At 71.2% G+C, this 12,066-nt stretch carries 10 protein-coding genes; 3 read left to right on the top strand and 7 right to left on the bottom strand.

The window, feature by feature from the left end; all coding sequences use genetic code 11:
- Positions 1-35: 35 nt before the first annotated feature.
- Positions 36-1,322: a GYF domain-containing protein gene (locus tag JYJ93_RS12330; protein WP_206790089.1), complete on the bottom strand. Its 1,287-nt coding sequence runs from the start codon at positions 1,320-1,322 to the stop codon at positions 36-38.
- Positions 1,323-1,462: 140 nt separating this feature from the next.
- On the opposite strand from JYJ93_RS12330, the gene JYJ93_RS12325 reads away from it, so the two are divergent.
- Positions 1,463-1,756: a TIGR02300 family protein gene (locus tag JYJ93_RS12325; protein ID WP_206790087.1), complete on the top strand. Its 294-nt coding sequence runs from the start codon at positions 1,463-1,465 to the stop codon at positions 1,754-1,756.
- 173 nt (positions 1,757-1,929) lie between these two features.
- On the opposite strand, the gene JYJ93_RS12320 is transcribed toward JYJ93_RS12325, so the two are convergent.
- Both JYJ93_RS12320 and JYJ93_RS12315 read right to left on the bottom strand, forming a co-directional pair.
- Entirely contained in the window at positions 1,930-2,115 is a 186-nt protein-coding gene (locus tag JYJ93_RS12320) for a hypothetical protein (protein WP_206790085.1), read from the bottom strand.
- Positions 2,116-2,276: 161 nt separating this feature from the next.
- The gene (locus JYJ93_RS12315) at positions 2,277-3,080 is read right to left on the bottom strand and encodes a carboxypeptidase regulatory-like domain-containing protein (RefSeq protein WP_206790083.1); all 804 of its coding nucleotides are present in this window, start codon (positions 3,078-3,080) and stop codon (positions 2,277-2,279) included.
- A gap of 159 nt (positions 3,081-3,239) precedes the next feature.
- Here JYJ93_RS12315 and JYJ93_RS12310 point away from each other — a divergent pair, with 159 nt between their 5' ends.
- Positions 3,240-3,974, top strand: a complete 735-nt coding sequence (locus JYJ93_RS12310) for a C4-type zinc ribbon domain-containing protein (protein ID WP_206790074.1) — start codon at positions 3,240-3,242, stop codon at positions 3,972-3,974.
- Between the two features lie 31 nt (positions 3,975-4,005).
- On the top strand, positions 4,006-4,644 hold the full coding sequence (locus JYJ93_RS12305; protein ID WP_206790072.1) for a ribonuclease HI family protein: 639 nt from the start codon (positions 4,006-4,008) through the stop codon (positions 4,642-4,644).
- Positions 4,645-4,650: 6 nt separating this feature from the next.
- On the opposite strand, the gene JYJ93_RS12300 is transcribed toward JYJ93_RS12305, so the two are convergent.
- The 4 genes from JYJ93_RS12300 to JYJ93_RS12285 form a co-directional block, all read right to left on the bottom strand.
- On the bottom strand, positions 4,651-6,423 hold the full coding sequence (locus JYJ93_RS12300; protein ID WP_206790070.1) for a hypothetical protein: 1,773 nt from the start codon (positions 6,421-6,423) through the stop codon (positions 4,651-4,653).
- On the bottom strand, positions 6,420-8,681 hold the full coding sequence (locus tag JYJ93_RS12295; RefSeq protein WP_206790068.1) for a DnaJ domain-containing protein: 2,262 nt from the start codon (positions 8,679-8,681) through the stop codon (positions 6,420-6,422). Before JYJ93_RS12295 ends, JYJ93_RS12300 begins: the two co-directional genes overlap by 4 nt.
- Complete coding sequence (locus tag JYJ93_RS12290) at positions 8,678-10,198, bottom strand: S16 family serine protease (RefSeq protein WP_206790051.1); 1,521 nt, start codon at positions 10,196-10,198, stop codon at positions 8,678-8,680. Before JYJ93_RS12290 ends, JYJ93_RS12295 begins: the two co-directional genes overlap by 4 nt.
- Positions 10,199-10,292: 94 nt before the next feature.
- Positions 10,293-12,056, bottom strand: coding sequence for an Hsp70 family protein (locus tag JYJ93_RS12285; protein ID WP_206790049.1), 1,764 nt, complete (start codon positions 12,054-12,056; stop codon positions 10,293-10,295).
- Positions 12,057-12,066: the final 10 nt, after the last annotated feature.

Genomic DNA, 12,066 nt, shown 5'->3' with positions numbered 1-12,066 from the left:
CGTCGCGCGGAAAGCAGGCCCACCTCACACCTGGACTACGGCGTGGAGCCTTCCGCCGGAGCCGTGGCTTCACCATTCGCGGCGCCCTGCGGAGGCGTCGCGGGCTCGGCGGCCGGAGGCGCCACGGGTTCAGCGGCGCCCGGCGCGGGAGTGGCCTGACGCGGCGCCGGAGCGGGCGGAGGCGCCTTGCCGGTCACCTTGTTGACCATGTCCGCGAGCGCGGGAGGCAGCATCCCCGCCGCGGACAGGCCGAACAGCGCCACCGCCGGCAGGACGATGAGCAGCAGCAGCACCAGCGCCACCACCTTCAGCGGGCTGCCACGGCGGGCCGGCACCACCGGACGCTTGCGCGCGGCCTTCGAGTCCTGAGCCTGGCGCTCGTCCTCGTCCTCCTCGTCGTTGCGAGGGTCTTCACGCGTCTCGTCCTGGCCGGGGTCCTCCTCGTCCGAGCCGTCGCCCCGGTTGCCGGGCAGGTCCAGGTCGGAGAACAGCTCGTTGAGGGGCGCGCCGCTCGCGGCGGGGGCCTCCTCCACGGGCGCGGCCACCGCGCGGCGCGGGGCGGGCGTAGGCACCGGGGCGGGGGCCGCGCGGTTGTTGCCGAAGAGCGTGCCCTCCTCCTCGTCGCCGTCGCGGTCGAAGTCGCCGTTGTTGTCGTCCTCGGACGGGACGGGCTCGTTCTCCGCGTAGAAGGGCTGCTGGGGCTCCGGCTCGCGGCGGGCGGGGGCGGCACGCGCGGGCGGCGCGGCGACCGCGGGCGGCGGCTCCGGGGGCGGCGGAGGCGGCTCCGGCGCCGCGGCGGGCGCGAGCAGCGCGGCCAGCTCCGGGATGTCCGAACCGCGCTTCCAGTCCGGCATGCCCTGGCGCCAGAAGAAGCTGCGCGCGCTGATGGTGCCCGCGGCCATCCACTCGGCCACGGCCGACTCGTCCAGTGGGCCCTCCTGCTTGTTGCGCACCATCACGAACCACGGTGCCCCGGCCGTCTGGCGGGGAGGCGCGGTGCGCGTGGGCTCATCATCCCAAGGGGTCTGTGGGGCCGACGCAGGAGGTTTTGCCAGGGGCGCGGGAGCTGCCGCGGCGGCCACCGGTGCGGGAGCGGGCGCAGGCGCGGGCGCGGCGGCGCCACCTCCCGCCAGCGAACGCTCCTGGGCCCGGATGCGCTCCACGTCGGCGAGCGACACCACGCGGGTGCTCTCCTCCTCGGCGGGCCCTTCCACGGTGATGACGTTCTGGCAGTTCTTGCAGCGGACCTTGACCGTCTTGCCGCGGACCTTCTCGTCCGCAATGGAGTACCGCTTCTGGCAATTGTCGCAGGTGAAGTTCAAAGGGGGCGTCCGGCTCTCGGGGGAAACCGGCGGGGATGCTACCGCCAGAAATCTCCCGCGCAAACACACGGTTGACTCTGTTCTTCGGCCCAACTATTCAGCCGCCCTCTGTTTCACTCCAGGCTCTACGAGGGTGGCGCATGCCGGCGAAGGATCTCGGGACCAAGCACACGTGCTTCAAGTGCGGGACGAAGTTCTACGACATGAAGAAGCCGGACCCCATCTGCCCCAAGTGCGGGGCGGATCAGCGGGAGAACGTGGTCGCCAAGCCCACCGAGGGCCGGCGTGGCCGCCTGGCTGCCACTCCGAAGGTCATCGAGCCCGAGCCCGAGGAGACGCCCGCGGCCGAGGAGGACGAGGAGAACCTCGACTCCTTCGGTGAGGACGAGGACGCCGAGGCCGGCGCCGAGCCCGCCGAAGACGAAGACCTGTAGGGTCGCCCTCGCGGTCGCCGCATCCGGGGTCCCCCGAGCTGTTCGGGCGGGCCCCTTTGCCGTTTGCGTGCTCCAAGGCCCTCACCGGGCCCCAGGTCCGCCCTGCCTCCAACGACGCACCCGGAGCTGGGGCCCCTTCCCCAAGGGACCCACGCCGCTCCGGGCGTCACGGCTCAGGTGCCGCTCAGGCGCTCGTGCGAGGACACCAGCGACAGCTCGGTGAGCGCGCTTTGGAGCTTCTCGTAGAGGTTGGGCCCCATCTCCTGCATGCCCGCCGGCCGGGTGCCCTTGCGGCGCGCCCCCATGGGCAGGCGCTCTGCCTCCACGGAAACCGTGGGTTGCTTCCTGGTCTGATGCATCGCGACTCCCCCTCAGGCGGAAGTGTTGGCTTCCGAGAAAGCAATTTTGCCACCAAGACAGAAGTCTGAACAAGGGGCGTGCTTCTCGGCACTTATACGGCCCCCCCGGCCCACCCTTTCGTTGCACCGCGGCCGGACGCGACAACCGTGTCAGGGGCGCCCTATTTCCCCGAGCCGGCCTGACGCAGCGCTTCCACGCCCCAGGTCTGATCAACCTGGACGGTCTCCCCCGCGCGGACGGTGACGGTCCGGGACGTTTCGGGCAGCCGGTCGTGCCAGAAGACCACCGTGTGGGTCCCCTCCGGGACGCGCATCCGGAAGCGGCCGTCCGGGGCAGTGGTGGTGAAGTACGGGTGGTCGAAGGTGCGGACCACCGCGCGCATCCAGGGGTGCACGTCGCAGCGGACCTGGACGGTGCCCGGTTCGGCGGGCAGGGGGCGGCGCAGGGTCATGCCCTCCAGGGGCATGGCGACGTTGAAGACGGAACGGTTCGTCCCGGACTGGGCGCGCACGTTGTGCACCAGCGGGTCGGAGTTGCGCAGCAGCAGCTCGCCGCCGGCCTTCGCCGCGAGCGCGGGCGGTTCGTAGTGGCACTGCTTCTGGTCCAGCACGGGCTGCGGCGCCGGCGTCTCCGGCTCGGCGAGCCTGGCGCCGTCTTGAAGCGAGACGACGGCGTGGGCCAGGGCGCCCTCCCCGCCCACCACCAGCGAGCGATCCTCCGCCTGGTCGCCGCACACGCTGGCGACGGTGGCGGTGGTCGGCGCGCTGGGGGCCTGGGGAGGCGTCCCGGTCAGCACCACCCGCCCCTCGATTTCGCCCCACTTCACCGGCCCGGCGGGGCGCGGCGCGGCGGCGGCGGGAGGGGGCGTGGCAGAGGGGGCCGGCGGCGGCGGGGATTCGCGGCAGGCCGCGGCGGCGAGGAGGAGCGCGGGGGCCAGGAGGGGGCGGAGGCGGAGGCTGGACACCTGCCCCGTCTAACGGGTGCGTGAAGCGGATTCAAACGCTCAAGGGGCAAGCGGAGAACACGGGATGGAGGCCTCCCCAATTACGCGTTGGAACCCCAGCACCCTTGTTGGTACAAGAGCCGAGCCGCGCGTCGGTGCGGCCGTGTGGGAGGCAGCAACTTGCGGGAGAAACTGAAGGCCTTGGCGGAGCTGCAGAAGGTGGACCTCGAGGTCGCCTCGCTCCGCAAGGCGGCGGACGTGCACCCCCGTCAGATTTCCGAGCTGGAGCGGGAGCTGGGGGTCGCGCGCAATGGCATCGAGACCGAGCGGACACGCGTCGCCGACCTCGAGAAGCAGAAGGCCCTGCTCGAGCAGAACATCACGGACGAGAAGGACAAGGTGAAGAAGTGGGAAGCGCGCCTGTCCGACCAGCGCTCCACCCGTGAGTACTCGGCGCTCGCTCGCGAAATCGACATCGCGAAGAAGGGCATCCTCACCCAGTCCGAGGCGCTCACGGAGAAGGTGAAGGAGCTGGGCCAGGCTCGCGAGGCCATCAAGGGCAAGGAGGCGGACTACGCCACCAAGCAGCAGGGCCTGTCGGGCCGGATGACGGAGCTGCGCGGGAAGCTGGGCGAGTCCGAGTCCCAGGTGAAGGAGCTGGAGGGGCGCCGCGCGGAAGTCGCCGCGAACGTGGATGCCACCCTGCTCCGCCGCTACGAGGTCATCCGCAAGAAGAAGCTGCCCGCGATGGTGGGCGTGGTGGCCGGCACCTGCCAGGGCTGCAACATGAACCTGCCCCCGCAGATGTACAACATGCTGCGCACCTCGCTGGGCACCGACGTGTGCCCCTCGTGCAACCGCATCATCTTCGCCGTCGAAGCACTGCAGGAGCCGAAGGAAGCCGCCGAGAAGTAGTGGCGGCGCGTCACCTTTCGGTCCCCTCCCCATGCCGACCCCTTCGCTCGTCGACGTCCTCCGTCACATCGCCCGTGAGGAGCCGCTGACGGCGACGGTGCGCGCCTTTCGCGGGCTCACGCGCGAGCACCTGGGCCAGTTGCTGGACGAAGCCGCCGAGCAGCTGGGCGGCGGTCCACGCGAGGCCGAGGCTTCCGCCCCGCTGACGGCGCCCGAGTCCACGACCGCGGGCATCGAGGTCGTGACACCCGCGGCGGGTGGCACGCTCAACCGCGTGCGCGTCTATTCAGACGGAGCGGCGCGAGGCAACCCGGGCCCTGCCGGCGCGGGAGCGGTGGTGACGAACACCGAGGGCGCGGTGGTGGCGCGCCTGGGCAAGTTCCTGGGGCACCAGACGAACAACTACGCCGAGTACATGGGCCTGCTCATCGGCCTGCAGCACGCGAAGAGCCTGGGCGCCCGCGAGGTGGAGGTGTTCGCGGACAGCGAGCTGCTCATCCGTCAGCTGGGTGGCCGCTACCAGGTGAAGAGCCCCACGCTGAAGCCCCTGTTCCAGGAAGCGCAGAAGCTGCTGGCGACTTTCGGCAAGGTGAAGCTCGCCCACGTCCCCCGCGCGCAGAACGCGGAGGCGGACGAGATGAGCAACCGCGCCATCGACGAGCGGATGTAGTTCGCCTCAGGGCACCGAGTCCCCCGCCACCGCGCCGGACGGCTTGGGGCGGGTCCAGTGTTCGAGCGCGATGGTGACGGGTCCGGGCAGCAGGGCCTCCTTCTTCGCGCGTGCGTAGGCGGCCCGGGAGTCCTGGCCCCGGGCATCCAATTGGCGCGCGAGGACCAGGCGGAGCGCGGCGCGCTCTTCCCAGTCCAGCGTCAGGGATTCCACTGGCAGCTTGCCGCTCAGCACGTCCTGCAACTCGCCGTAGGCCACGTTGGCGCGGCTCGCGTCGAGCATCTTCACCGCGAGCGCTGGGTCCCCCTGCCTTTCGAACTCCGCCGCCAGCAACAGGCCCGCCTCGACTCCGATGTGGCGGAAGCTCAGGAGGTCGACGGGGGCCACGGCCCGCGCGGCGAACTCGGGCTCCTCGGCGAGCGCCATCAACACCCGCGTCGCGATGGCGAGCGGATGCCCCTGCGGTGCGGCTTGCAGCTTCGTGGCGTCCACGCGCTGCCCGAGCGAAGCCGCGAGCCACTCCCCCACCAGCCCCTCCGGCTCGTTCTTCTGGGCCGCTTCGACGAGCTGCCGCATCACCGCGTTCGCGGTGCCGTCCTGCGCGGCGTGCCCGACCAGCTTCGCGTAGAGCCGCACGTTCGTCAGCTCCAGCTCCTCCTGCTCCGCATCCTGGAGCAGGTGCTCCGACAGCTTGCGTACCGCCTCCTTGCGGCGTCCCAGCGCCACCAGCGTGTCGGCGTGCCCGCCCTGGTAGTCCCGGTATTCGGGGTCACTCTGCTCCATCGCCTCCAGCAGCGGCAGTGCCTCCGCCCAGCGCTGCCGACGCTGGTGAAGCGTCGCCAACGTCCGGAGGGGGAGCGGATCCCCGGGATGGTCGCTCACCAGCTTCTCCAGCCGCTCCGTGGCCCCGGGCTCGGGCTCCACGCGCGAGAGGAACACGGCGTTGCTCACGGAGCCGGGCTCGCGATCCAGCGCGGCCTGGTACCAGGCGCGGACCTCGTCCTGACGCCCGGCGCGACGCATGTCGTAGACCCACAACCGATTGGAATCCACGTCATCAGGATGTGCGTCACGCTGCGCCCGCGCCATGGCGAGCGATGCGAGGAGTCCTTCCTCGCGCGCGAGCACCATCCTCGCGGTGACGACCGCGTTCTCCGCGTCCGGGGTCTCCGGCAGGGCCTTCCAGAGCCCATCCACCAGACGGGTCGCATCCGCCGTGCGGTGGAGGGACATCAGCCAGCCGAAGCTCGTCTTCCAACCGCCCTTCGCCTGCCCCAGATGGATGCGCGTGGTGGACCGGCCCTCCTCCTTGCGCATCGAAAGCCGCTCGGGCGGTGAGGTGAGCACGTAGTCGATGCGCCCCAGGTGCTGGAAGGTGGTGCCCGCCAGGGCCCGGGGCGCCACCTCCTGGGTGTTCGTCTTGTTCAACGTATAGGTGACGGACGAACTGTAGAGCGGCGCGACGCCCAGCACGTTGTAGACGAAGAGGCCGCCCTCGTCGGTCACGAACACCGTCTCGTGCGTCAGCGAGCCCTTCTCGCCCTGGATGTCCACGTCCAGTTCGCCAATGGGCAGCCGCCGCTTCGTGTGCGCATCCGCCGCGAGCGTGAAGCGCTCCTGGCCCGCGATGACGGTGACCTTCGTTTCCAATGCGTTGACGAAGAGCACCTCCGCATCGGCGTTGAGGGACCGGGTCGCCCCCACGATGCCGAGCGCGCAGACACCGATGCCGCCCAGCAACAACCAGCCCCGGCGGGGAGAAGTCGAAGGTGCGCTCACGGCCGGGCCTCCTGGACAAGCGTTGAAGCAGTCAGCAACAGCGGGCGGCGATCGCCCGCACCGGGCAGGTGCCAGCGATCCACCCACCCATGAAAGAGGACCTCGGAGGCGCGCGGATCCGCCGCGTCCGCCACGAGCTCCAGCGGCGGCACCTTCACGTCCAGGCCTTCGTGCTTCACCGACCAGACCCGCTGGGACGGCGAGCCCCCCTGGACCGCTTCCTTCACGTGCAGGGTGAGCAACGGCGGGCCGTCCACGGGCAGCCCCCGGCCTCCGTCCACCACGAGGACACCCCGCCCCAGCGCTTCATCCACCATCCGTTGCCAGGCGCCCACGAGCAGGTCCGACGGGTCCGGAGTCCCCTTCCCAGCGGTCGCCGCCCACCGCACGGTGACGCGACGGCTGTGATTGCGCGAGACGGCATCGAGCAGGCTCGTGAAGAACGCTCGGGACGGCGCCGCGGCGCTGCCTGGATCCAACCGCGCTTCCATCCGCGCGCGCGCCCTGGCCAGCTCCGCGTCCACGCGGGCCTGGAGCTTCGGGGCGAAGCGGGGGTCGGGCCGCTCGCGGAGGTATTCGAGCATGGAGGCCAGGTCTCCCTGGGAGGCGACGCGCGTCCAGGCATGTGCCGCCGCGGTCTGCCTCTGCGGCCACACGGCTCCGGCCACCAGCAGCACGCCCACGCCCGCCGCGGCGAACACGCCGGGCCAGGACGAGCGTACGTTCTCCGCGCGCACGTGGCCCTTCTTGTCCGCTCGCGCCAGCAACGCCGGAGGCAGGTGCTCCACCCCACTCTCCGCGTCCAGCATGCCCCGGCCCAGCAACTCCAACACGCGGCGGCGCCGGGCAATCAGCTCCTGCGCCAGCGCCTCCGCCTTCTCCCTGCCGTTCACCGGCAGCGTCATGCGCTGGTCGTTGAAGCGCATCTCGATGGCCGTGAACTGGTAGGCGCCGTTGACGTGACGGTTCACCAACTGCAGGTCCTGCAGGTGCACGAGCGGCCACACTGTGATTCGGTCGATGGCCACCTGGATGAGGTGCAGCGGGTGGATGGTGTTGAAGCGCCCATAGGGGCTCGCCATCACCCGCAGGAGCCTGCGCGCCAGGGTCCAGGTGACGCCGGAGAAGAGGGCCGCGAAGAGTGCGCACCAGCCCCAATCCGAGACATCGCGCTCGGAGATGCCGAAGGAGATGAAGGCCAGGAGGAAGGCCGTGGCGGCGGCTGCCGCCAAGGTGAGGATGGCTGGCATCACCCAGGTCATCACGGCGCGCCAGCCGTCGGCCCGCTCGGCCTCTTCGTGCAGCCATTCGCGGGTGACAGGCGGCAGCGCGTCCACGTCCAGGACGACGCGCGTCGGATACGCGACCTCGGTGGCGCTCTCCGGGTTGAAGCGCCGGCCGAACGCGAGCAGTTGGTTCGCGCCCTTGGACTTCTGCTGGGCGAAGAGGTGCGCGGCGGCCGAGGAGAGCTGGCCTCCGGTCCAGCGGCGCAGCTCGGGGTCAGCGCTCTCCGGCAGCTCGGCGTCGAGCCGCTCCAGCTCCTTCTCGGCGTTGGCCTCCTGGCCGAACTCCAGCATCGTCGCGATGCGCCGCACCTTGAGGGCGAGCACGTCCATCCGCGAGATGCCGGGCAGCGACTGCGCCTCCTCGAGCACCTTGAGCGCATCCGCCACCTGCCCCATCGCCTCCAGGCAGTCCGCCAGCGCCACGCGCGGGCTGACTTCCGACGGGCCATGCTTGCCCGCGCGCCAGAAGGCATCCGCGGCCTCCTTCATCTGCTCCAGGCGGAGCAACGCCCAGCCCCGCTGCAGGTGCCCCTGCCAGTGGTCCGGTGCCCGCGCGAGCAGGGCGTCGAACTCCGCCAAGGCCTCCTTGGCGTCCCCTTCGTAGAGGAAGTGACGGCCCAGCAGGATTCGCGCGTCGTGGAAGTCCGGCTGCTCGTTGAGCACCTCGGTGAGGAGCCTGCGGCCACCGACCTTGTCACCTGCCTCGAACAGGTTGATGGCCTCCTGGATGGCGGCGTTCTTCACCGCCTCCGGGCCGTCCGCCTGTTGCGCGGTGCTGGCGTCGAAGGCCTGGCGTGCCTCGGGGTCGGAGAGCAGTTCGTACGCTTCGCGCAGGCGCCGGAACTCCTCCGGGTGCGTCTCCGGCGGGTTCTGCCGGACACGTTCGAAGTAAGCCTTCTTGATGGCGCGGGCGTCCGCGTCCTGCGCGACGCCCAGCACCTCGTAGGGGTTCTGGCGGGGCTCGTTGTTCACCGTCGCTCCAATCCTGGCGTGTTCACGGCCGCGTTCACGAGCCGCCACGCCTCATCCAAGCTGTCCACCGCGATCAATCGCAGGCGTCCGGAGACTTCCGGCGGCAGCGCCGCCACGTCGTCCAGGTTGCGGCGCGGGTGCAGCACCACGCGCATGCCTTCGAGGTACGCGGCCACCAACTTCTCGTGCACGCCGCCCACGCGCCGCACTTCACCGTTCAGCGTCAGTTCGCCCGTCACGGCCAGCCGCGCGGGCAACAGGCGCTGCGTGTACGCGGAGAGGCCCGCCAGCGCGAGCGCGAGCCCGGACGACAGGCCGTCCTTGCCGACCTCCGTGTCGGTGTAGTGCAGGTGCAGGTCGTAACGGGTCGTGAGCGTTCCCAGGCTCAGCGCGGGAGCACGAGCGCGCACCACGCTGAAGGCCACGTCCGCGGCCTCCTGGCCTTCGGGCCCCACGCGGCCACTGCACCGCAGCACGCCGCGCCCGGGGACCGCGATCGCCTCCAGGGGCGAGACATGCCCGCCTCCCGGGTGCCAACCGAGCACGCCCACACGTCCGATCAAAGGCAGGTCACGCGCGAGCTGACGGCGACGATGGGCGACTTCCGCCTCACGGCCCGTCGCGGCCAGGGACTCTCCGTTGGCCGCCGCGCGGACATAGAACTCCCGCGCCTCGTCCAGCGCTCCGGCTTCGAGCCGCAGGTCTCCCATTCGCAGCGCCGCGGCCCCCGGTGCCCCCGTAATGTCGAGTACGGCGCGACGGGCCTCTTCGACCTGGGCTTCGGGACGTCCCTCCACCCACAGCAACTCCGCGCGAAGCATGGCCGCTGCGGCGCTTGTCCGGCTCGTCGCGGGTGCGGTGACGAGCTGCCGCTTCACCTCCGCGAGCGCGCCCCGGGCGAGCGCTTCGACGGCGGCGTCGAGCTTCGCCTCGGAGAGCGCGGCACGCGCCGTGGGCAGCTTGAGGGCCTGGATGGCCTGCTCCAGGGGAGGCGCGTCCAGCATGGCGGTGCTGGCCGGAAGTCCGAGCGCCGTGCGAGCCCCGAGCACCGACTCCGCGAGGCGCGGATCCTCCGGTGCGAGGAGACGGGCCCGCCTGAGCGCGGGCATCGCTTCAATAGGCCGGTTCGTGCGCTCGCACAGACGGATGATGGCGCGCCAGGCCTCCAGTTCACCGGGCGCGGCTTCGGTGGCCTCGAACGCATGCACGAGCGCGTCGTCCGGCCGGTCCTCCTCCAGGAAGGTGATCAACTCCGCGCGCAGGGACGCATCGCGAGGCGCTTCGCGAACAGCCGTCTCCAACAGCTTCAGCGCATCCGTCCGCTTGCCGTCGCGTGCCCAGGCTCCACACAGGAGGCGGCGCGCGGGCCCACCTCCGCCCAGGTCCAATGCCTTGCGTGCGTGCTCCGCGGCTCCGCGAAAGTCACGCTCCTGGAAGAGCGCTTCGGCCAATGCCAACCGCGCGGAGGGCTCGGCCGGACGCAGCACCACCGCACGCTTGAGCTCGGTCAGGAGCATGCGAGTTCCTGGAGAGGCATCACGGTCAGGCTCAACGGGCCCGGGGACCGCTGCGCCACCGGGCGCTGGAGTTCGGTTGACGGCACGTGCTTGCTCAGCCCAGGTCGAACAGCAGGTCGGTCAGCTCGGCGTCCAGGCGGGACGCGGCGACGCGGTCGCCCTTCGCGCGGGCCTCGCGCAAGGCATTGCACAGGGATTCCAGCCGGGGACGCACATGCGCTGGCGCGGTCGCGATCCGTTCGGTCGCCGCGTTCAACAGCGCATCCGCGTCGGCCTCCGAGGATGCGGGGGCAACCATGGGCACGGGCGTCGCCGGCACAGGGGCCGCGCCCCATTCGCGCGCCAGCCGCTCCTTCGCCTCCAACCGCTGCTCCGGTCCCAGACGCTGCGAGCGTTTGTCCACCACCAGCGTGGCCTCCTTGCCCGTGGAGACCACCCGCGTCGTCACGTCGAGGATGCCGTTGATGTCATACGTGAACGTGACCGCGACCTTCTCCGTCCCCGCGCGCCCGGGCGGCACGCCCTCCACCGTGTACGCGTCCAGCAGCAGGTTGTCCTTCACCAGCCGCGCCTCGCCCTGGAACACGCGGATCTCCACCGCGCGCTGCCCGTCCGCCGTCGTCGCGAAGGTCTCCGTGCGCGACACCGGCACCGTCATGTTGCGCGGGATGAGCGGCGAGAAGACCCCTCCCACCCGCTCGCGCCCCACCGATGCCTGCACCTCCACGCCCAGCGTGAAGGGACACACGTCGGTGATCATGATGCCGTGCGCGGCGCTCACCGCGCCCGTCTTCAGCCCCGCCTGCAACGCGGCTCCCAGCGCCACCGCCTCGTCGGGGTGCACGCCGTCGCGCGGCTCGCGCCCGAAGTATTCGGCGACCAACCGGCGCACCAGCGGCACGCGCGAGCTGCCGCCCACCAGCACCACCTCCGCGATGGACTTCTTCGCGAGCTTCGCGTCCTTCAGCGCGCTCTCCATCGGTTCGAGCGTGGAGCGCACCAGGTCGGTGATGAGCGCCTCGAACCTCGCGCGCGTGACCTCCACCTCCAGCGACGCGGGCGCGCCACCCCGGCCCGGCGCGAGGAACGGCACGATGACCGGCGTGGCCTCCACAGACGTGAGCGCGATCTTCGCGGCCTCCGCCGCGGCCTTGAGACGCACCTGCGCCGCCAGGTTCCCGGCCAGCGACACGCCGTGGGCGCGCTCGAACTCCGCGCCCAGCCACGCGGCCAGCGCCTGGTCGAAGTCACTGCCTCCCAGTTGGTTGTTGCCCGCGGAGGCCTTCACGTCCAGCACGCCCTGGAACATCTCCAGCACCGACACGTCGAACGTGCCGCCGCCCAGGTCGTACACCAGCACGTACTGCTCGGCGTCCAGGTGGTTCACGCCGTACGCGAGCGCCGCGGCGGTGGGCTCGTTGAGCAGCCGCTCCACCTTGAGCCCCGCCAGCTCTCCCGCGTCCTTCGTCGCCTGTCGCTGCGCATCGCTGAAGTACGCGGGCACCGTGACCACGGCCTCCGTCACCGCGCCGCCCAGCGCCCGCTCCGCGTCCTCGCGCAGCGCACGCAGGATGAGCGCGGAGATCTCCGTGGGACTGTAGCGCCGGTCCCCGAGCGTCACCGGCAGGTCGCGGCCCATGCGCCGCTTCACCTCCGCGATGGTGCGCTCCGGATGCACGAGCAACTGCGCCCGCGCGGACTCGCCCACGTGGAGACGGCCCTCCGCGTCCAGTCCCACCACCGACGGCGTGAGGCGCTGCCCCAACCGGTTGGTCAGGAGGTTGGGACGGCCCGCGCTGTCGAGCGCGGCCACCAGGGAGTGCGTGGTGCCTAGATCAATGCCAACGACGTGACTCATGCGAGGTGAA

The organism is Corallococcus sp. NCSPR001 (genome assembly GCF_017309135.1).
Classification (GTDB): Bacteria; Myxococcota; Myxococcia; order Myxococcales; family Myxococcaceae; genus Corallococcus.
This window is presented reverse-complemented; position numbering and strand designations above follow the sequence as displayed.